We start from the raw sequence: 20,278 nt of genomic DNA, 5'->3' as shown, positions 1-20,278 counted from the left end.
CATGTCTGCTGCCAAATCTATCGATATCAAGAAAAGCGTGGTCGATACGGTCCTTGCCGGGCTGATTGCGCTGGTTGTGTTCGGCCCCATCGTCGGCGTGGTCCTCGACGGCTACAGCTTCAACCTGGAACCGGCCCGCGTGGGCTTGCTGGTCGCCATTGTGATGGTCGGCCGTTTCGCCATGAGCCTGTTCCTGCAAACCTCGAAGGGCCTGAAGATTCTGCAGGGCTTCGAGACCAGTGGTTCCGGCGTGCACGTGCTGGCGCCGGACTACAAGTCGCGGCTGCGCTGGATCATCCCGGCGCTGATCGTGATTGCCATCGTGTTCCCGATCTTCGCCAACAAGTACCTGCTGACCGTGGTGATCCTCGGGCTGATCTACGTATTGCTGGGCCTGGGCCTCAACATCGTGGTGGGCCTGGCCGGTCTGCTCGACCTGGGTTACGTGGCGTTCTACGCCATCGGTGCCTATGGCTTGGCGCTGGGTTATCAATACCTGGGGCTGGGTTTCTGGTCGGTGCTGCCACTGGCGGCTATCGCGGCGGCATTAGCGGGGTGCATTCTCGGCTTCCCGGTGTTGCGAATGCACGGCGATTACCTGGCCATCGTGACCCTGGGCTTCGGTGAGATCATCCGCCTGGTGCTGAACAACTGGCTGTCGTTCACCGGTGGCCCGAACGGCATGCCGGTGCCATCACCGACCTTCCTCGGCCTGGAGTTCGGGCGCAAGGCGAAGGACGGCGGGGTTCCGTTCCACGAGTTTTTCGGTATCGATTACAACGCCAACATCAAGTTCATGTTCATCTACATCGTGCTGTTCCTGGTGGTGCTGGCCGTGCTGTACATCAAGCACCGCCTGACCCGCATGCCGGTCGGTCGCGCCTGGGAAGCCTTGCGCGAAGACGAGATCGCCTGCCGCTCCATGGGCCTGAACCACGTACTGGTCAAGCTCTCGGCGTTCACCATCGGTGCCTCCACGGCCGGTTTGGCCGGGGTGTTCTTTGCCAGCTACCAGGGCTTCGTCAACCCGTCGTCGTTCACCTTCTTCGAGTCCGCGCTGATCCTGGCCATCGTGGTCTTGGGCGGCATGGGCTCGACGGTGGGCGTGGTCATCGCGGCGTTCGTGCTGACGGTCGCGCCGGAGCTGCTGCGTAGCTTCTCCGAATACCGCGTGCTGCTGTTTGGCGTGTTGATGGTGGTGATGATGATCTGGCGGCCACGCGGCTTGATTCGGATCAGCCGCACGGGTGTGACGCCACGCAAGGGGGTCGCACCATGAGCAAGGAAATCGTGCTGTCCGTGGAAAACCTGATGATGCACTTCGGTGGCATCAAGGCCTTGAGCGATGTGAGTCTCAAGGTCGAACGCAACTCGATCTTCGCCCTGATCGGCCCCAATGGTGCGGGCAAGACCACGGTGTTCAACTGCCTCACTGGCTTTTATAAAGCCAGCGGCGGCAAGATCGAACTCAACGTGCGTGGCAAGCAGACCAACGTCATCCAGTTGCTCGGCGAGCGCTTCCAGCCTGTCGACTTCGTATCGCCGAAAAGCTTCTTCAGCCGGGTGTACTACAAGATGTTCGGTGGCACCCACCTGGTGAACCGCGCAGGTTTGGCGCGGACTTTCCAGAACATTCGTCTGTTCAAGGAAATGTCGGTGGTGGAAAACCTGCTGGTGGCCCAGCACATGTGGGTCAACCGCAACATGCTCGCGGGCATCCTCAACACCAAGGGCTACCGCAAGGCCGAAAGCGACGCGTTGGACCATGCGTTCTACTGGCTTGAAGTGGTGGACCTGGTGGACTGCGCCAACCGCCTGGCCGGCGAACTTTCCTATGGCCAGCAGCGCCGCCTGGAAATCGCCCGCGCCATGTGCACACGGCCGCAGATCATCTGCCTGGACGAACCGGCAGCCGGCCTCAACCCCCAGGAAACCGAAGCCCTCAGCGCGATGATTCGCCTGCTGCGCGACGAACACGACCTCACGGTGGTGCTGATCGAACACGACATGGGCATGGTGATGAGCATTTCCGACCACATCGTGGTGCTCGACCACGGTAACGTGATTGCCGAAGGTGGGCCGGACGCGATCCGCAACGACCCGAAAGTGATTGCCGCCTACCTGGGCGCCGACGAGGAGGAACTGGCATGAGCGCACCCATCCTCGAAATGAAGGACCTGGACGTCTACTACGGCCCGATCCAGGCCCTCAAGAAAGTCTCGCTGCACATCAACGAAGGCGAAACCGTGAGCCTGATCGGCTCCAACGGTGCGGGTAAATCCACACTGCTGATGTCGATCTTCGGCCAGCCACGGGCCGAGTCGGGGCAGATTCTTTATAGCGGCGTCGACATTACCCACAAGTCCTCGCACTACATTGCCTCCAACGGCATCGCGCAGTCGCCGGAAGGGCGGCGGGTATTCCCCGACATGACCGTCGAGGAAAACTTGCTGATGGGCACTATCCCGATTGGCGACAAGTACGCGCAGGAAGATATGCAGCGCATGTTCGAGCTGTTCCCGCGACTCAAGGAGCGCCGTAACCAGCGCGCCATGACCATGTCGGGTGGTGAACAACAAATGCTCGCCATCGCCCGCGCCCTGATGAGCCGGCCCAAGCTGTTGCTGCTCGACGAGCCGAGCCTGGGCCTGGCGCCGATTGTGGTGAAGCAGATCTTCTCCACCCTGCGCGAGCTGGCGTCCACCGGGATGACCATCTTCCTGGTGGAGCAGAACGCCAACCATGCGTTGCGCCTGTCGGACCGGGCCTATGTGATGGTCAATGGGGAGATTCGCCTCACAGGTACCGGTAAAGAGCTGTTGGTGAACGAGGAAGTGCGCAACGCCTACCTGGGCGGGCACTGATCCCCGTCATCTGATCGTTCCCACGCTCCGCGTGGGAGCGCCTCTTGTGACGCTCTGCGTCACGCTTTGGACGCGGAGCGTCTTCGGATGCATTCCCACGCAGAGCGTGGGAACGATCAGGTGTCCACAGGCACTCGACCAAATTGTGGAAAACAAATCCAGCCACCTCCCAAAGCGCGACATATAGCCGCCGCAAATCCCTGTTTTGTCACAGTTTTGACTTGTCCCCATCGGCTGTGGAACCGGCTGTGGGTAACGTGGGAGTAGCTGGCTGAAAGCCTTTAACGGCGTGGCCTGCAGCGCGTCGATTGTTTTTTGATCAGGGACTTTTTCGCGACCGCCCAAGGGGTTTGTCAACCTGTTTAAAGACACAGGTATATGACCGTTTTGTGTTGATCAAGCCTGTGGATAAGTCTGTGATTAAACTCTGGAAAGACCGCCGCAGAGGCCGAAATGACTGGCCTGGAGCCATCGCTCGAACTTTTTCCTTCAACCAGGGCCTACATACGCCTTGGCCCAGGTCAAGCAAAAAACTTTCTAAAACTCCCTGGAGCCCTTGTATTGAGCGGCCTGAGCGGTTTTTTACTTGCCCCCAAAGACTGTGGGTGCAGTTGTGGATAACCTGCGTGCATATGGCTGCAGGCCACGGTTTGTAAGGGGTTGCTGGGCTTGGTTAAAAAGTGATCAGCTGTGCGTGAAGTTGTTTGCTTAATGGTTGCTGCAACGTCGGGGTAAGGGCATTCTGCTGGCAACTTTTTCCCCGATGCCCGCAAGGAGAACACCATGTCCGACACGCTGTTTATTACCGGCGCCACTTCAGGTTTTGGCGAAGCTTGTGCCCGTCGTTTTGCCGACGCCGGCTGGAAACTGGTGCTCACGGGGCGTCGTGCCGACCGCTTGAACGCGCTGGTCGAAGAGCTTTCCAAGCAGACTGAAGTACATGGCCTGGTGGTGGACGTACGGGACCGCAAGGGCATGGAAGACGCCATCGCCAACCTGCCGCCGTCGTTCGCCAAGCTGCGCGGGCTGATCAACAACGCCGGCCTGGCCGTGGGCACCGATCCTGCGCCCAAGTGCAACCTCGACGATTGGGAAACCATGGTCGACACCAACATCAAAGGCCTGTTGACCACCACCAACCTGCTGTTGCCACGCTTGATCGCCTACGGGCGTGGCGCCGGCATCATCAACCTGGGCTCCATCGCCGGTAACTACCCGTACCCGGGCAGCCATGTGTATGGCGGTTCCAAGGCATTCGTGAAGCAGTTTTCGCTGAACCTGCGCTGCGACCTGCAAGGCACTGGCGTGCGTGTGACCAACATCGAGCCGGGCCTGTGTGAGAGTGAGTTCTCGCTGGTGCGCTTCGGCGGTGACCAGGCACGGTACGACGCTACCTATGCGGGTGCCGAGCCGATCCAGCCGCAGGACATTGCCGATACCATTTTCTGGGTGTTGAACACGCCGGCGCATGTGAACATCAACCGCCTGGAGCTGATGCCGGTGAGCCAGACCTGGGCGGGTTTTGCGATTGAGCGCGGGGCCAAGTAAGGCGTCAGACCGTGTCGCGGCTATCGGGAGCAAGCCCCCTCCCACACTTGACCGTATTTCAAAGTTGAAACTCAGTCGAATGTGGGAGGGGGCTTTCCCCCGATGGCGTCAAATCGGCCAAAACACGACATAAGGTACACTCCACCCCTGAAAACCCCTCCGCACTGTGCGGTTTAAAGGTTTTGACGGGAGGAAATGTGAGTAACCGAGGTGAGCAGGCACTGCTCAAACAATCGACCATCCTGATGTTCGCCGTTGCGATCGCCGGGATTGTCACGGGTGTGATTTCTGGCGCCCAATCCATTCTATTCGACGGCTTTTTCTCGCTGATCGCCACCGCCATCAAGGTGTTGATGCTGATCACGGCCAAGCTGATCGCGAAAAAAAGCAACGAGCGTTTCCAGTTCGGTTATTGGCACCTGGAGCCGATGGTGTTGCTGATCGAAGGCAGCTTCCTGCTGCTGATCGCCATCTACGCGTTTCTCAACGGTGTGTTCGGCATTATCAATGGCGGGCGTGAGATCGAGTTGGGGCTGGTGATCCTCTATGCGGCGGTGTTTACCGTCGTCGAGTTCGCCTACTTTTTTTACGTGCGCTATCGCAATCGCCGGCTGAAATCGTCACTGATCCAGTTCGATAACATCAGCTGGCTGGTGGACGCGATGCTGTCGGTGGGCTTGTTGATCAGCTTTCTCGCTGCCCTGTTGCTCAAGTCCCAGGGCTATGGCGAGTGGGCGGTGTATGTCGACCCATTGATTCTGATCCTGCTGGCCCTGAGCATGCTGGCCCCGGCCTTGAAGATCCTGCGCCCGGCGCTGCGCGAGGTGCTGGGGATCGCCCCGGACCAGTTGGACGACACCGTGCGCGAAGTGATGGACGCGGCGCAGGCCCGACATGGTTTCGACGACTACGTGTCTTACGTACAGAAGCACGGGCGTGCACGGTTTATCGAGATTCATGTGGTACTGCCGGCGGATTACCCGGTGGATAACATCGCGACGCTGGATCGGCTGCGCGAAGAGATATCCACAGGGCTCGGCACGCCGGATGCGGCGCGCTGGCTGACGATCAGCTTTACCGCAGATCGCAAGTGGATTGCATGAGGCCCTGGTAGCAGGTCGCCAAGTGGTAGGGCGTGGTCGACGGCATGTCCCGTCGGCTCACGTCGCCCTTGGCGTCCAGGCATTCATGCCAGCCTTTGTCATGCAGGAAGCGTTGTTGCAGCGCCAGCAACTGGCGTTGCAACACTGCCTCACTGCCCGGGCGCAGGGTCAGTGCCCGCAGGTATTCGGCCTGGGCCCAGATCCGTTGGGTGCCGTCGCGCACATGGCCGTCGAGGGCAAGCATGCCGCTGACCGCGCCGCTGGCTTTATCCACACCCTTGAGTTCGGCGTAGGCAAATGCCCGCGACAACGCTGCATGCAGCGGCGTGCCGCGCAGCACGGGTGAAGACTCCAGCAAAAAGAACCATTCGAACTGGTGCCCCGGCTCAAACCAGTTATCCACAGCGCCCAGCGGTTTTTCCATCATCACGCCATGCTGAGGATCGATAAAGCGCTTGTGCAGCGCACCTGCCAAATCCAGCAGCGCATCTTGGGTGACTGCATCTTCACGCACCGCCAGCGTCGCGAGGAAGCCTTCGGCGAGGTGCATCAGCGGGTTTTGCAACGGGCCGGATTTGAGGGATGACCAGTTGCGCTCCAAGACCGCTTCGTACAGGCCGTCGCCGGTAGCGAAACGCTCGGCGACCACTGACAGGGCGGCGTCCAGCACGGATTCGACCAACGGCTCGCGCACCTTGGCCCAGTAGTGGGCGCAGGCGAAGATGATGAAGGCGTGGGTGTACAGGTCTTTGCGCTTGTCCAGCGGCTGGCCGGTCGGGTCGATGCTGTAGAACCAGCCACCGTGCTCGGCGTCATGGAAATGCCGTTGCAGGGAGCGGAACAGCGCCGCGGCACGCTCTTGGGCAAAGGCGGCGCCCGGCTCGCCGATCAGGCTGGCGAACAGGTACAACTGCCGGGCACAGGCCATGGCGCGGTAGCGTTGCGGGGGCAGTGGCCGGTGATCGGCGTCCAGCGCCTCGTAGGGCAGCGCCAGGTCGGCATTCCAGCCCGGGCCTTGCCAGAGTGGCACGATCAGGTCATGGAAGTGCGTGAGCACAGAATTCAAGGAGGGTTGGGAAGCGATGGGCATCAGCTGGCGTCGTCACGGCAGGGGTGTAGGCGCGCATGGTAGCAGGCTTGGGTTCTGTGGTGTCCGGTCTACCGCTATCGGGAGCAAGCCCCCTCCCACACTTAACGGTGTTCACAGTTGGAACCGTGTCGAGTGTGGGAGGGGGCTTGCTCCCGATAGCGCCTTTACAGGCACCGCAATATTCAGCCGGCGAGCAGCCACACCCCCGTCGCCGCCGATGCCGCACCGGCGACTCGCACCAACGGCGCGGCCGCCGCCGGCAGGAAGCGCACCACCGCATAACCGGCAGCGTGCAGGGCAGCGGTCGCACCGACGAACCCTGCCGCATACGCCCAAGGGCTGGACATATCCGGCAGTTCCAAGCCATGCGCCACGCCATGGAACAACGCAAACAGCGCCGTCGCCCCCACGGCCACGAACAATGGCGGCCGCACCGCCAGTGCAACGGCCAGGCCCAATGCCAGCACCGAGGCGGCAATCCCGCTTTCCAGTGCCGGCAACTGCAGTCCTTCGAAGCCCAGCAAGCCACCGATCAGCATGGTGCCGACAAAGGTACAAGGCAGTGCCCAGCGCGCATTGCCTGTTTGCTGCGCCGCCCACAAGCCGACCGCAACCATGGCCAGCAAATGGTCGATACCGCCCAGTGGGTGGCTGATGCCGGCCACCAGGCCATTGTCGCCGTGGCCCGGGTGGGCGAAGGCGAGGGCGGGGGCCAGCAGCAGGCTGGCGGCGGCAAAAAGTTTCTTGAGGCTCATATCAGGCTCCTTAAAGGGATGATCAGGCGGCGGTCAGCAAACCCTGACGCTCGATAAAGGCGACGATGTCATCCAGGCCGACGCCGGTTTTCTGGTTGCTGAACACAAAGGGTTTACCGTTGCGCATACGCTGGGTGTCGCTGTTCATCAGTTCCAGCGAGGCGCCCACCAGCGGCGCCAGGTCGATCTTGTTGATCACCAGCAAGTCGGATTTGCAGATGCCCGGCCCGCCTTTGCGCGGCAGTTTGTCGCCGGCGGACACATCGATGACATAGATGGTCAGGTCCGACAGTTCCGGGCTGAAGGTCGCCGACAGGTTGTCGCCGCCGGACTCCACCAGGATCAGGTCCAGGCCGGGAAAGCGACGGTTGAGCTGGTCCACCGCTTCGAGGTTGATCGAGGCATCTTCACGAATCGCCGTGTGCGGGCAGCCGCCGGTTTCCACGCCGATGATGCGCTCAGGCGCCAAGGCTTGGTTGCGTACCAGGAAGTCGGCGTCTTCGCGGGTATAGATATCGTTGGTGACCACCGCCAGGTTGTAGCGGTCGCGCAGCGCGAGGCACAGGGCCAGGGTCAGCGCGGTCTTGCCGGAGCCCACCGGGCCACCGATGCCGACACGCAGGGGTTGTGTGTTCATGTGTCTCTCCAAGATAAACCGCTCCTAGGAACGGAACAGGCGGCTGTACTGGCGTTCGTGGGCCATACACGCCAGGGACAGGCCGAACGCGGCGCTGCCGAAGTGGTTGGGGTCGATATGCGTGGCATCCTGCTGGGCTTGTTGCAGCAACGGCAGCAGTTCGCTGGTCAGGCGTTGAGCGGCCTGCTGCCCCAGGGGCAGGGTTTTCATCAGCACGGCTAATTGGTTTTCCAGCCAGCTCCACAGCCAGGCGGCGAGGGCGTCGTCGGGGCTGATGTGCCAGGCGCGTGCCGCCAGCGCCCAGCCCAGGGCCAGATGCGGTTCGGCGCACGGCTCAAGAAATGTACGGGCGGCGGCATCCAGCTCGGGCAGGCCGTTGAGCAGTTGTTGCAGGGAATAGCCCATCTGGCGGCTTTCCTGATACAGCTCGCGGGTCTCACGGCTGGCGCGATGTTCTTCGCATAGCTGCGTGAGGCGCGACCAATCCTGTGCGGCGGCGGCGTTGCAATGGGCGAGCAGCAGCGGCGCTTCGAAGCGGGCGAGGTTGAGCAGCAACTGGTCGCTGATCCATCGCCGGGCGCTGGCCGCATCCTTCACCCGGCCATTTTCCACGGCCATTTCCAGGCCCTGGGAATAGCTGTAGCCGCCAATCGGCAATTGCGGACTGGCCAGGCGCAGCAAGGCCCAGGCTGGGTTCATGGGCGCACGCCGAACTGGTGCAGCTTGGGCGGGTAGTTGAAATCTTCATCGCCATGGCGCGAGTGGTGGTGGCCACCGCCGTAGGCGCCGTGCTCCGGCTGAAAGGGCGCTTCGATGGTTTGCGTCTGCGCCCCCAGTTGTTCGAGCATGGCCTTGAGCACGTAGTCATCGAGCAGACGCAACCAGCCGGCCCCGACCTGCAGCGCCACATGGCGGTTGCCCAGGTGGTAAGCCGCCCGCGTCAGTTCAAAGGCACTGCTGCAGGTGACGTGCAGCAGTTGTTCAGGCCTGGCGCACACGCGTACGACGCGTCCGTCTTCGGCCTGCAGGAATTCGCCATCGTGCAACGGGGGCTGGCCACGCTCCAGGAAAAGGCCGACGTCTTCACCGTCGGCACTGAAACAGCGCAGGCGGCTTTTGCTGCGCGCTTCAAAATTCAGCAGCAACTCGGCGGCCCAGAGGGCTTGGGGGGCGATTCGGCGGTGGATCACCAGCATCAGAAAGCTTCCGGCTAAGAGCGATGAAACAGCTAGAGCAAGGGGCTTGCCAACCTGGATGGGAAGTAGGAATTGCCTGTAGGTAAGTACGTCGGCGCCACCTAATAGGGCGTCGGAATATTCTGAGAGTGGTCCAATCTGGTGCATTGATAGGCTTGGCGCACCCGTCATGGGCGTTTTCGGATTTGTCCTACAGGTACTCAGGATTTGCCGTTCAAGACGTTACCGACATGATCATTAGGCTGTGCGTCGTGTTTAATCCACTGCGACGTTCATCATGTTTAGATCATTGTGTTGTTTAGTACTCATCAGCCTGTCTTTTGTCATCTCATCGGCTTCGGCTTCCTTGCAGCCCTACCCCAGCTTCAGTACCTCGCTGAAGGAAACGGCAATCGACGATATCGTCGACCGCGCTCATGAACTATTGGGCACGCCGTACAAATGGGGGGGCACTTCAGTGCAACAGGGCTTCGATTGCAGCAGTTTCCTGGTCTACCTGTTCAAGACAGAAGCCCAGATCCAGATCCCCCGCACCACGGCCGCGATGCACCGCTCCCCGGCTCCAACCATCAAACGCAACGCCCTCAAGCCTGGCGACGCGGTGTTTTTCAAAGGCAATGGGCGCGGTCAGGTCAGCCATGTCGGCCTTTATATAGGCGAGGGTAAGTTCATCCATTCGCCGCGCACCGGCAAGAACATCCGCATCGACTCGTTGAGCAACCGCTACTGGAACAAGAACTACACCACGGCCAAGCGCTTTCACTCAGCGGGTTGATGGCGTCATTCGGTGCTGCCCAGGCCTTGCCAGTGCTTCAAGCCGATAAAGATAAAGCGCAATTGCTGGGTGATTTTCGCCTGGGGCGTGAGGTGCGCGGGCAACGCATGGGCGGGTGGGTCAATGATGTCGGGCAGGGTGGCGAAGACGCTCTTGACGATCAAGTCGGCCATCACATGCAAGCCTTCGGCATCCAGGTGTTGCAGCTTGGGCATCAGGGTGAGGTCCGCCGCCAGGTCGCGGGTGATGTCTTCGCGCAGTGCGGCGATGGCTTGGCGCACGGCCAGGCAACCACCGTATTGCTCGCGTGCCAGAAACAGGAACTGTGAGCGATTGGCCGACACCACGTCCAGAAAGATACGTACCGAGGCGTCAATAATGCCGCCCATCACGAATTCGTTGTGGCGTACCAGGCGAATCGTGGCGCGGAAGGTCTGGCCCACTTCACTCACCAGCACCAGGCCAAGCTGGTCCATATCGGCAAAGTGACGGTAGAAGCCGGTAGGCACGATCCCCGCCTTCTTGGCCACTTCGCGCAGGCTCAGGCTACCAAACCCTCGGCCACCCTCCATCAGATGGCGGGCTGCATCCATCAGGGCGAGGCGGGTCTGTTGCTTCTGTTCGGCGCGGGGCAGCATGGGCGGGAGGGCTTAAGTCGGCAAGTACAGCGACGCACTCTAGCAAAAGCGCTTTGCCGGCGTCGAACTTGGCGAGAACAATGCGTGACGCGGTCTATATAAAAGCAAAAGCCCGATCGGCTGATCGGGCTTTTTTCTGGGCCACCACGGGCTTAGCTCTGTGCTTGATGCAGTTCTTGCAGGCGGTCTGCACCACCTTCAGCAACGCCGTCGGTGTAAGCACGTTTGTTGGCTTGTTCTGCGCCGCCTTCTACCAAACCTTTCTCTTGCAGGCGATCATAGCCACCTTCAGCAACGCCTTCGGTGTAGGCGCGTTTGTTGGCGTGTTCCGAACCGTTTTCAGCAACGGCGCCTTTGGCGTAGTCGCGATTTTCGTCTTCTTGCGAACCGCTGCGGGCCAGGGTTTGGCTGGATTGCACGGCTTGGGCTTTATTCTGTGGAGTCGCTTGTTCGGCGGCTGGCAAGGCAAAAGCACTGGAAGCCAGGACGGACAGCAGTACGGTAGCTAGTATTTGGCGTTTCATGATAGTTGCTCCTTGGGAGGGCGATAAATTGGGTACAGGGCTAATGCTACTCTTGATAAGTCGATATAAAAGTTCATAAACACAATGGTAATAATCAACGGAATTGATTGTTCCGTGCAGAGGCTCTAGCGCGGGCCTCTCAAGCCCGCGCTTTTGCACCGTGGTGGGTATTTTCGACACGAACACGGGTAACAATGGTGCGCCGTTGATGATGGAAATTGCCTGTTCGGTCAGAAAAATAGCTTTTTGCGGCTAAAACCGCAGGCCGGTTAAACCCCCAGGCGGTTTGCCAGTCACAGCTTTATAAGCGGCTCCAAAGGAGCCGCCTTGCCAGTCGTATTCAGGAGTCCTGTGCAATGACGCGCACTCGTAAAATTGTGGTTTGGAGCTGCGCCAGCTTCGTTCTGTTAATCGCCGTGGCGGTAGTGGTCCTGGCATTCTTTGACTGGAACCGCATCAAGCCGCCCCTCAATGCCAAAGTCTCCGAAGAACTGCATCGCCCGTTCGCCATCAACGGCAACCTCGCGGTGATGTGGCAGCGTGAGCCCGATGAAGGCGGTTGGCGCGCCTGGGTACCGTGGCCTCATGTGATCGCCGAAGACCTGACCCTGGGCAACCCCGACTGGTCGAAAAAGCCGCAGATGGTCACGCTCAAGAAAGTCGAGTTGCGTATTTCGCCGCTGGCGTTGCTGGTGCAGCGCGTGGTGATCCCGCGTATCGACCTCACCGAGCCGAGTGCCGACTTGCAACGCCTGGCTGACGGCCGCGCCAACTGGACGTTCAAGTTCGACCCCAAGGATCCGAATGCCGAACCTTCGAGCTGGGTGGTGGACATCGGTGCCATCGGCTTCGACAAAGGCCATGTGACCCTTGACGACCAAACCCTCAAGACCCAGCTGGACGTCATCATCGATCCGCTGGGTAAACCCATCCCTTTCGGTGAGATCGTCGGCGATGCCGATGCCAAGAAGGCTCTGGAAAAAGGCTCGGCGCCCCAGGACTATGCGTTCGGGCTCAAGGTCAAAGGCCAGTATCACGGCCAGAAACTCGACGGCACCGGCAAGATCGGCGGCCTGCTGGCGTTGCAGGACGCCGCCAAGCCATTCCCGTTGCAGGCCCAGGTGCAGGTGGCCGACACCCGCATAGCGCTGGCCGGCACCCTCACCGATCCGCTGAACCTCGGCGCCCTCGACCTGCGCCTGAAACTCTCCGGCAGCAGTTTGGGCAACCTGTACCCGTTGACCGGCGTAACCCTGCCGGACTCCCCGGCCTATTCCACCGACGGCCATCTGATCGCCAAGCTGCATGCAGCCAGCGGCGCGTCCTTTCGCTACGAAAACTTCAACGGCAAGATCGGCAACAGCGATATCCACGGCGACCTGGGCTATGTAGCCAGCCAGCCACGGCCAAAGCTCACGGGCACTTTGCTCTCCAACCAACTGTTGATGGCCGACCTCGCGCCCTTGATCGGCGCGGACTCCAATGCCAAGCAGAAAGCCCGTGGCGGCGCGAGCAAGCAGCCGGCAACGAAGGTCCTGCCGGTGGAAGAGTTCCGCACCGACCGCTGGCACGATATGGATGCCGACGTGGAGTTCACCGGCAAACGCATCGTGCACAGTGCCGATCTGCCCTTCACCGACCTCTATACGCATCTGGTGCTCAATGACGGCCAGCTCAGCCTCGAACCCCTGCGTTTCGGCGTGGCGGGCGGCAAGCTGGATGCGCAGATTCGCCTGAACGGCCGCACCACACCGATGGAAGGCCGCGCCAAACTCACCGCGCGCAACTTCAAGCTCAAGCAGTTGTTCCCCACCTTCGAACCGATGAAAACCAGCTTTGGTGAACTCAACGGCGACGCGGATATTGCCGGGCGCGGCAACTCCGTGGCAGCGCTGCTGGGCACCTCCAATGGCGACCTGAAGATGTTGATCAACGATGGTGCCATCAGCCGTGGCCTGATGGAGATCGCCGGGCTTAACGTTGGCAACTACGTGGTGGGTCGCCTGTTCGGCGACAAGGAAGTGAAGATCAATTGCGCGGCGGCCGATTTCGGCATCAAGACCGGCTTGGCGACCACGCGGCTGTTTGTGTTCGATACCGAGAACGCCATCATCTACATCGATGGCACGGCGAATATGGCCACGGAGCAGTTGGATCTGACCATCACGCCGGAATCGAAAGGCTTCCGCCTGTTCTCCCTGCGTTCACCGTTGTACGTCAATGGGCCGTTCATCAAGCCCAATGCCGGGGTAAAAGCCATTCCGCTGGCCTTGCGGGGTGCGGGCATGGTGGCGCTGGGTGTGATCGCGGGGCCCGCTGCGGGGTTGCTGGCGTTGGTCGCACCGAGTGGCGATGAACCCAACCAGTGCGCGCCGTTGCTGCAGCAGATGAAGGAAGGCAAGGCGCCGAAAACCGTAAAAGGTTAAGGCACCCAATCTCCATCCAAAATGTGGGAGGGGGCTTGCTCCCGATGGCGATGAGTCAGTCAATTGCGATATCGACTGATTCACCGTCATCGTGAGCAAGCCCCCTCCCACAGAGACAGCGTTAAGCCTTAGCTGACTGGCATTAAGGCAAGCCCCCTCCCATATTGGCCATGCATGTTGCCGGGTTACAGGCTTTCCAGAATGTCGGCCATGTCGTCGGCATGCTCTTCTTCCTGGGCGAGGATTTCTTCGAAGAGGCGGCGGGTGGTCGGGTCTTTATCGCCGATGTACTGGATGATTTCGCGGTAGCTGTCCACCGCGATACGCTCGGCTACCAGGTCTTCGTAGACCATCTCTTTCAGCGAGTTGCCGGCCACGTACTGGGCGTGGGAGTTTTTCGTCAGCAGGTCCGGGTTGAACTCCGGCTCACCGCCCAACTGCACAATGCGTTCGGCAAGTTTGTCGGCGTGCTCGGCTTCCTGGGTCGCGTGTTCAAGGAATTCATCGGCGGCAACGGAGGCTTTGATGCCACTGGCCATGAAGTAGTGACGCTTGTAGCGCAGTACGCAGACCAATTCAGTGGCCAACGACGCGTTGAGCAAGCGGATGATTTCTTCGCGGTCGGCATCGTAGCCTTCGGTGACGGCACCGTTTTCGACGTTCTGGCGGGCGCGGCTGCGCAAGGTGGCGACGTCGGTCAAGTTTGCTTGGGTCATCTCGATCTCCTGGTACTAATCCGGTGTTGCGCCACGCTCTGCCGGCGTGATCGCGTCCAGTTGTGAGTCCCAGGCAAGGGCAAAAGTTTTATCGGATTTGCGCCGACTTCACTTCTTCTTGCATCCATTGGAAAAACGCCCGCACGGGGGGATGCCGCTCGCGCCCCGGTACGCAAAGCGCGCTGTAACCGGCGCCGTCGACGCTGACGTCGGGGCGATAAGGCACCAGCAAGCCGCTGGCGATACTTTCCGACACGAGGATATTGCTTGCCAGTACCAAGCCCTGGCCGGCAATCGCCGCCTGCAGCGCATAGTGTTCTTCGTCGTATTCGCGCAATGGCGAAGCTTGCGCCAGCCATTGCTCCCCGGCTTTGTCGCACCAGGCTTGCCAACCCAGGGCGTAGAGCTTGGAGTTATGCCAGCGCACGCTGATCAACGTCGGCACCTGGCTGCCGGCCCGCGCCACCTGCTCAGGGGAGCCATACACCGCAAAGTGTTCATCGAACAGGCACTGGCCATACAACTGCGGGTAGTCGCCGAGGCTGTAGCGAATCACCAGATCGATGCTGGCATCCTGCTGCAAGTCGACGACTTCGCATTGGGTGTCCAGGCGCAGGTTGATATCCGGATGAGCGGCGTAGAAGCGGCCCAGGCGAGGCACCAGCCATAGCGCGGCAAAGGCCGGTGTCGTCGACACCGTGAGCTGCCCGGCACTGCGTTGCGGGCGCAAGCTGTCCAGGCTTTGCGCCACATCCAGCAACGCGCCGTGCAGGCTGTGAAACAGCCGCTCGCCGCCTTCGGTCAGGCGCACCTGGCGCGGCAGGCGTTCGAACAGCGCAAGGCCCAGCCAGGTTTCCAGTGAGCGAATCTGATGGGACACCGCCGTAGGCGTTACCGCCAGTTCCTCGGCGGCCGCCTTGAAGCTCAACAGGCGCGATGCGGATTCAAACGTACGCAGAGCGGTCAGGGGCAGGGCAGCGAACATTCGGGCTCCATGGATGAAATGGATTCATCCGGATTAACTATTGCTCATTTGTCGGTGAGTACGCTCGATTTTAGATTAGCGAGCATAAAGGCACCATCCAGGTTGCCTGAGTGTACCCTCTGAAGGTTTGCATAGATGAAAAAAATGCTTGTTATACACGCCAGCCCACGCGGTGAGCGCTCCCACTCCCGGCGCCTGGCCGAGTCGTTCCTCTCCGCTTGGCAAGCCGCCAACCCCGACGCTCGCCTGACCCGTCGTGAAGTCGGACGGGCCTTTATTCCCCACGTCACCGAAGCCTTCGTCGCGGCGAATTTCTACCCTGAGCCGCAAGCGTTGCCGAACGTGATGAAGGCTGATTTGCAATTGAGCGACGAACTGGTCGGTGAACTGATCGAACACGAGCTGCTGGTGATTTCCATGCCGCTGTACAACTTCGGCGTACCCAGTGGGCTCAAGGCCTGGATCGATCAAATCGTGCGTTTGGGCCTGACCTTCGACATCACGCAAGACAGCCAGGGCATCGCCCAGTACCAGCCGTTGCTCAAGGGCAAGCGCGCATTGATCATCACCAGCCGCGGCGGCAATGGGTTTGGACCGGGCGGTGAATACGAATGGATGAACCATGCCGACCCGCACCTGCGCACGGTGCTGGGTTATATCGGTATCGATGATGTGCGGGTGATTGCCGCCGAGGGCGAAGAGTCGGACAAGCGTGTATTCCTGCGCGCCTGTGACGAAGCCGAGCGCCAACTGCATGACCTGGCCGGGTATTTCTGAACCCCCGGCAGTCACGGGGCGGTCATATCGATTGGACTAGGATGGTGTTATTGCCGACACGATCAGGATATGCGCTCCATGCCCGACTCCCTCGCCACGCGTTACCCCCTGGTATTGGTCCCCGGCATGCTGGGCTTTGTGCGCCTGGGCGGGTTTCCATACTGGTACGGCATCGTCCCGGCGCTGCAGGCGGGCGGGGCGCAGGTCTTTCCTGTGCAAGTCGCGCCGCTCGATTCCAGCGAGGTGCGCGGCGAGCAATTGCTGGTGCACATCGAGCGCATTCGCCGTGAGACCGGCGCCGACAAGGTCAACCTGATCGGCCACAGCCAGGGCGCGCTCACTGCTCGCTATGCAGCGGCCAAGCACCCGGAATGGGTGGCATCGGTGACCTCGGTGGCCGGCCCCAACCACGGCTCGGAACTGGCCGATCATTTCCATCTCCATTACCCGCCCGAGGGTGTAAAAGGTCGCATCATCAGCGCGCTGTTTCATCTGGTCGCCTGGGGCATGGGCGTGCTGGAGACCGGCTATCGCGGGCCGCGCTTCAAGGCGGATCTGCGCGCCTCGCATCAGTCACTGACTAGCGATGGCGTAACGCTGTTCAATCGTCAGTACCCACAGGGGCTACCCCAGGCATGGGGCGGCCAGGGCCCGGAGGAGGTCAACGGTGTGCGCTATTACTCGTGGTCGGGCACCTTGCAGCCGGGCATCACCGACCGGGGGCGCAACCTGTTCGACGGGAGCCATCGAAGCTGCCGCTTGTTCGCCCGCAGCTTTGTGCGGGAAAAGGGCCAGTGCGACGGCATGGTCGGGCGCTACAGCTCGCACCTGGGGTTGGTGATCGGTGACGACTATGCCTTGGATCACTTCGATATCGTCAACCAATCCATGGGCCTGGTGGGCAAGGGCGCCGAGCCTATCCGCTTGTTTGTCGAGCATGCGCGGCGCTTGAAGGATGCCGGGGTCTAAAGCGTGAGGCTGAGTTCAGGCTGCCCTGACCGGTGTGGTCCAGCGCTCCGACAGAATCACCCCACCCAACGTCAGCAAACCGCCCACCAAGTGATACAGCGCCAACTCTTCCTTCAATACCAACGCTGCGATCAGCGCCGTGATCAACGGCAGCAGGTTGAAAAACAGCGTGGTCCGGCTGGGGCCCAGGGTCTTCACCGAGTGCATCCAGGCCAACGGCGCGAGCATCGAAGCCAGCAAGCAGGCGTACAGTACCAATGGGATATTCGCCCAGCCCAAGCCGGCCTTGGCCGAGAACAGGAACAGCGGAAACAGCACTACCACGGCCACCAGCACTTGCAGATACAGCAACACCAGCGGTGGCAGGCGCAATTGCCATTTTTTCAACAGGGTACTGTAGACCGCGTAGGCGAGCGTGGCCACCAGCATCATGCCGTCGCCCAGGTTGACCCCATGTTGCAGCAGCGCGCCCAGGCTGCCGGCCGATACCACCACGACCACGCCGGCAAATGACAGCACCGCACCGGTAAGGGCGCCGAAGGTGAGACGCTGGCCGAGGCTAATGATCGCGGCGGTCAGTGCCATCAACGGCATCAACGACAAGATGATGCCCATGTTGGTCGCGCTCGTCAGGGACGCTGCGTAGTACGCCAGGCTCTGGTACACGGCCATGCCGAGCACGCCGAGGATAAAGACCTTGCCCAGGTTCGGGCGGATGTTCGACCAATGGGCAATCACCGGCTTGAGCATGAACGGGGTGAACAACAGTGCCGCCAGCAGCCAGCGATAAAAGCCGATCTCCGACGGGAAAATCGAGCCCACGGCCAGTTTGTTGACTACGGTGTTGCCGGCCCAGATAAAAATGGCCAGCAGGGGATACGCGTATTGCATCGAGAGAAACCTGGTGTATTGACGAGGCGCGATTATCCGCTGTCTGGATAGCGGCTTATACTGCAAACCAGACAACCGACCCTTGTATCCAGACAACATGGCCAGACATACCGTACGCCTCGCGGATTTCCGCCGGCTGCCAAGCCCCGTGTATTTCCGTTACTCCGATTTCGCCCCCGATACCGAGTGCACCCCACACGAGCACTTCTGGGGATCGCTGGATTATTCCGCCAGCGGCGTCATGCGCATGGAGGTGGCGGGCAGCCGCTTCATGTCGCCCCCGCAGTATGCGGTGTGGGTGCCGCCGCATACCGAGCACAGTTCCTACAATGCCGAGGCGATTGTCTACCATTCGGTGGGCCTGGCCCCGGAGCTCTGTGAGCAACTCCCTGCGCAGCCGTGCACCCTGGCCATCAGTGACATTCTCAAGGCCATCCTGCGCGATTTCGCCCAGCGCGGCGTCAATATCCCGCAGGCCGACGCTGATATTCGCCTGGCCCAGGTGCTGGTGGACCAGCTCAAGCAAGCACCTATCCACGATTGCTTTCTGCCTTACGCACGCCATCCCGGGCTGTTGAGTGTGTTGGAAGGCATGCAAGCCGAGCCCGGTGATAATCGGCCGTTGGCACAATGGGCCGAGCATGTGCACGTCAGCGAGCGCACCCTGGCGCGGCAATTTGTGCGGGAGTTGGGCATGAGCTTCGGTGAGTGGCGCCAGCGTCTGCGCTACCTGGCCGCCATCGAGGCGCTGGACAGCGAACGCAGTGTGCAACACGTCGCTTTTGACCTCGGCTACAGCACCGCGTCGGCCTTCATCGCCATGTTCCAGCGCCACGCCGGTTGCACGCCGGAGCAGTACCGTCGGTCAAATATTCGCGGACGCTGAAGATGTAACAGGTTTTGGCTACACTGCTCGTAGGCCGTGCCCCTTCGGCACGGTAACAGGGAGAAAACTCCATGAAGATGTTGCGTGTTCCGCTGTTGATGATCGGTTTGTTGCTGTGTTCCCAGAGCTTTGCCGAGACCGCTCAGCAAAACAAAATGACCACCTGTAACGCCGATGCCACCACCAAGGCGCTCAAGGGCGATGAGCGCAAAGCCTTCATGAGCACATGCCTCAAGGCCGCCCCGGCTCCGGCTGCGAAAACCCTGACCCCTCAGCAGCAAAAGATGAAAGACTGCAATGCCACGGCGAAAACCCAGGCCTTGACCGGCGATGCGCGCAAGACTTTTATGAGCACTTGCCTGAAGAAGTAATAGCCCCAAGCCATAGAAGGCTGCGACACTCGCACACAGCCCTCTGCTGCCGGGACGAGCGACTTCGTTCCGGCGGCAACATCCTTTAACGTCGTCCGTTTTGAGGCTGTATGCCAACGTTTTCTCAGCGTCACGTATTGTTGCTGGTCAGTTGCATCATCATTTTCGGCGGGTTGCTGCTGGTCCTGCCATTGAAACTACTGCCTAGCCTGCTGGCGGGTTTGCTGGTGTATGAGCTGGTCAATATGCTCACCCCGCAATTGCAACGGCTGATCGAAGGGCGACGTGCGCGTTGGCTCGCGGTGGCCTTGCTCGGCACATTGATCGTCAGTGTTCTGACGCTGATCTTCGCCGGTGCCATCAGCTTCCTGCTCCACGAAGCGGAAAACCCCGGGGCTTCCCTCGACAAATTCATGGGGGTGGTCGACCGCGCACGCGGCCAGTTGCCGCCGTTCCTCGATGCCTACTTGCCCGCCAGCGCCGCCGAGTTCCGCGTGGCCATCGGCGACTGGCTGAGCAAACACCTGAGCGAACTGCAACTGGTGGGCAAAGATGCCGCCCACATGTTCGTCACCCTGCTGATCGGTATGGTGCTCGGTGCGATCATCGCCTTGCAGCGCGTGCCCGACCTGACCAAACGCAAACCCCTGGCCGCCGCGCTGTTCGACCGTCTGCACCTGCTGGTCCAGGCGTTTCGCAACATCGTCTTCGCCCAGATCAAGATCGCCGCGCTCAACACCGCCTTCACCGCCGTGTTCCTGGCCGTGGTGCTGCCTTTGTGCGGCATCCACCTGCCGTTGACCAAGACCCTGATCGTACTGACCTTCCTGCTGGGCCTGCTGCCGGTGATCGGCAACCTGCTGTCCAACACCCTGATCACGATCGTGGCGTTGTCGCTGTCGATTTGGGTGGCGGTCGCGGCGTTGGGGTATCTGATCGTGATCCACAAGGTCGAGTACTTTCTCAACGCGCGCATTGTGGGCGGGCAGATCAGCGCCAAATCGTGGGAGTTGCTGTTGGCGATGTTGGTATTCGAGGCGGCGTTCGGCTTGCCGGGCGTTGTAGCGGGGCCGATTTACTATGCGTATCTCAAGAGTGAGCTGAAGCTCGGGGGGATGGTCTAAGAC

Annotated in this window: 22 protein-coding genes; 12 read left to right on the top strand and 10 right to left on the bottom strand. The window is 60.8% G+C overall.

Going from position 1 to position 20,278, the window contains the following annotated elements; genetic code table 11:
• Window position 1: 1 nt before the first annotated feature.
• The 5 genes from livM to ACQRBV_RS06345 all read left to right on the top strand — a co-directional run bounded on the left by livM (window position 2) and on the right by ACQRBV_RS06345 (window position 5,515).
• A complete protein-coding gene (gene livM / locus ACQRBV_RS06365; protein ID WP_060755081.1) occupies window positions 2–1,279 on the top strand; it encodes a high-affinity branched-chain amino acid ABC transporter permease LivM in 1,278 nt (425 codons plus the stop codon).
• The gene (locus tag ACQRBV_RS06360) at window positions 1,276–2,151 is read left to right on the top strand and encodes an ABC transporter ATP-binding protein (RefSeq protein ID WP_060755080.1); all 876 of its coding nucleotides are present in this window, start codon (window positions 1,276–1,278) and stop codon (window positions 2,149–2,151) included. Before livM ends, ACQRBV_RS06360 begins: the two co-directional genes overlap by 4 nt.
• On the top strand, window positions 2,148–2,864 hold the full coding sequence (locus ACQRBV_RS06355; protein ID WP_060755079.1) for an ABC transporter ATP-binding protein: 717 nt from the start codon (window positions 2,148–2,150) through the stop codon (window positions 2,862–2,864). Before ACQRBV_RS06360 ends, ACQRBV_RS06355 begins: the two co-directional genes overlap by 4 nt.
• A 783-nt stretch (window positions 2,865–3,647) precedes the next feature.
• A complete protein-coding gene (locus tag ACQRBV_RS06350; protein WP_090367112.1) occupies window positions 3,648–4,412 on the top strand; it encodes an SDR family oxidoreductase in 765 nt (254 codons plus the stop codon).
• Window positions 4,413–4,609: 197 nt separating this feature from the next.
• Entirely contained in the window at window positions 4,610–5,515 is a 906-nt protein-coding gene (locus ACQRBV_RS06345) for a cation diffusion facilitator family transporter (protein ID WP_060755077.1), read from the top strand.
• Here the strand turns inward: ACQRBV_RS06345 and ACQRBV_RS06340 are convergent.
• The 5 genes from ACQRBV_RS06340 to ureE all read right to left on the bottom strand — a co-directional run bounded on the left by ACQRBV_RS06340 (window position 5,487) and on the right by ureE (window position 9,193).
• Window positions 5,487–6,605: an AGE family epimerase/isomerase gene (locus tag ACQRBV_RS06340; protein WP_411985091.1), complete on the bottom strand. Its 1,119-nt coding sequence runs from the start codon at window positions 6,603–6,605 to the stop codon at window positions 5,487–5,489. The two genes, ACQRBV_RS06345 and ACQRBV_RS06340, sit on opposite strands and share 29 nt — an antisense overlap.
• 182 nt (window positions 6,606–6,787) lie before the next feature.
• Complete coding sequence (locus tag ACQRBV_RS06335; protein WP_104995367.1) at window positions 6,788–7,360, bottom strand: HupE/UreJ family protein; 573 nt, start codon at window positions 7,358–7,360, stop codon at window positions 6,788–6,790.
• Between the two features lie 22 nt (window positions 7,361–7,382).
• Window positions 7,383–7,997 carry an urease accessory protein UreG gene (gene ureG / locus ACQRBV_RS06330; protein WP_003188109.1) on the bottom strand — a complete coding sequence of 205 codons (615 nt, stop codon included), beginning with the start codon at window positions 7,995–7,997 and terminating at the stop codon, window positions 7,383–7,385.
• Window positions 7,998–8,021: 24 nt separating this feature from the next.
• Window positions 8,022–8,696: an urease accessory protein UreF gene (locus ACQRBV_RS06325; protein ID WP_411985092.1), complete on the bottom strand. Its 675-nt coding sequence runs from the start codon at window positions 8,694–8,696 to the stop codon at window positions 8,022–8,024.
• The gene (gene ureE, locus ACQRBV_RS06320; protein ID WP_411985093.1) at window positions 8,693–9,193 is read right to left on the bottom strand and encodes an urease accessory protein UreE; all 501 of its coding nucleotides are present in this window, start codon (window positions 9,191–9,193) and stop codon (window positions 8,693–8,695) included. The genes ACQRBV_RS06325 and ureE overlap by 4 nt, the downstream gene beginning before the upstream one ends.
• A gap of 277 nt (window positions 9,194–9,470) precedes the next feature.
• On the opposite strand from ureE, the gene ACQRBV_RS06315 reads away from it, so the two are divergent.
• The gene (locus ACQRBV_RS06315; RefSeq protein ID WP_411985094.1) at window positions 9,471–9,968 is read left to right on the top strand and encodes a C40 family peptidase; all 498 of its coding nucleotides are present in this window, start codon (window positions 9,471–9,473) and stop codon (window positions 9,966–9,968) included.
• Between the two features lie 5 nt (window positions 9,969–9,973).
• Here the strand turns inward: ACQRBV_RS06315 and ACQRBV_RS06310 are convergent, their stop codons facing one another.
• Entirely contained in the window at window positions 9,974–10,606 is a 633-nt protein-coding gene (locus ACQRBV_RS06310; protein WP_244701771.1) for a TetR family transcriptional regulator, read from the bottom strand.
• Window positions 10,607–10,758: 152 nt separating this feature from the next.
• Window positions 10,759–11,130, bottom strand: coding sequence for a hypothetical protein (locus ACQRBV_RS06305; RefSeq protein WP_060755070.1), 372 nt, complete (start codon window positions 11,128–11,130; stop codon window positions 10,759–10,761).
• Window positions 11,131–11,486: 356 nt separating this feature from the next.
• Between ACQRBV_RS06305 and ACQRBV_RS06300 the strand changes: the two genes are divergently transcribed.
• Complete coding sequence (locus ACQRBV_RS06300) at window positions 11,487–13,556, top strand: AsmA family protein (protein ID WP_411985095.1); 2,070 nt, start codon at window positions 11,487–11,489, stop codon at window positions 13,554–13,556.
• Window positions 13,557–13,741: 185 nt separating this feature from the next.
• Here the strand turns inward: ACQRBV_RS06300 and ACQRBV_RS06295 are convergent, their stop codons facing one another.
• Window positions 13,742–14,272, bottom strand: coding sequence for a ferritin-like domain-containing protein (locus ACQRBV_RS06295; protein WP_060755068.1), 531 nt, complete (start codon window positions 14,270–14,272; stop codon window positions 13,742–13,744).
• An 88-nt stretch (window positions 14,273–14,360) separates the two neighbouring features.
• Window positions 14,361–15,257 carry a LysR substrate-binding domain-containing protein gene (locus tag ACQRBV_RS06290; protein WP_161547785.1) on the bottom strand — a complete coding sequence of 299 codons (897 nt, stop codon included), beginning with the start codon at window positions 15,255–15,257 and terminating at the stop codon, window positions 14,361–14,363.
• Window positions 15,258–15,392: 135 nt separating this feature from the next.
• On the opposite strand from ACQRBV_RS06290, the gene ACQRBV_RS06285 reads away from it, so the two are divergent.
• Window positions 15,393–16,034, top strand: coding sequence for an FMN-dependent NADH-azoreductase (locus ACQRBV_RS06285; protein WP_411985096.1), 642 nt, complete (start codon window positions 15,393–15,395; stop codon window positions 16,032–16,034).
• Window positions 16,035–16,112: 78 nt separating this feature from the next.
• Window positions 16,113–17,003, top strand: a complete 891-nt coding sequence (locus ACQRBV_RS06280; RefSeq protein ID WP_411985097.1) for an esterase/lipase family protein — start codon at window positions 16,113–16,115, stop codon at window positions 17,001–17,003.
• 15 nt (window positions 17,004–17,018) lie between these two features.
• Here the strand turns inward: ACQRBV_RS06280 and ACQRBV_RS06275 are convergent, their stop codons facing one another.
• Window positions 17,019–17,894, bottom strand: a complete 876-nt coding sequence (locus tag ACQRBV_RS06275) for a DMT family transporter (protein ID WP_060755064.1) — start codon at window positions 17,892–17,894, stop codon at window positions 17,019–17,021.
• Between the two features lie 97 nt (window positions 17,895–17,991).
• Here ACQRBV_RS06275 and ACQRBV_RS06270 point away from each other — a divergent pair, with 97 nt between their 5' ends.
• The 3 genes from ACQRBV_RS06270 to ACQRBV_RS06260 all read left to right on the top strand — a co-directional run bounded on the left by ACQRBV_RS06270 (window position 17,992) and on the right by ACQRBV_RS06260 (window position 20,275).
• Complete coding sequence (locus ACQRBV_RS06270) at window positions 17,992–18,780, top strand: AraC family transcriptional regulator (RefSeq protein ID WP_104995372.1); 789 nt, start codon at window positions 17,992–17,994, stop codon at window positions 18,778–18,780.
• Window positions 18,781–18,851: 71 nt separating this feature from the next.
• On the top strand, window positions 18,852–19,151 hold the full coding sequence (locus tag ACQRBV_RS06265; protein WP_060755062.1) for a PsiF family protein: 300 nt from the start codon (window positions 18,852–18,854) through the stop codon (window positions 19,149–19,151).
• 110 nt (window positions 19,152–19,261) lie between these two features.
• The gene (locus ACQRBV_RS06260; protein ID WP_090367095.1) at window positions 19,262–20,275 is read left to right on the top strand and encodes an AI-2E family transporter; all 1,014 of its coding nucleotides are present in this window, start codon (window positions 19,262–19,264) and stop codon (window positions 20,273–20,275) included.
• Window positions 20,276–20,278 lie beyond the last annotated feature (3 nt).

Source organism: Pseudomonas sp. R11F (genome assembly GCF_050312575.1).
Classification (GTDB): Bacteria; Pseudomonadota; Gammaproteobacteria; order Pseudomonadales; family Pseudomonadaceae; genus Aquipseudomonas; species Aquipseudomonas palleroniana.
The sequence above is the reverse complement of the archived record's forward strand: the minus strand, read 5'-3'. Positions and strand labels throughout refer to the sequence as shown.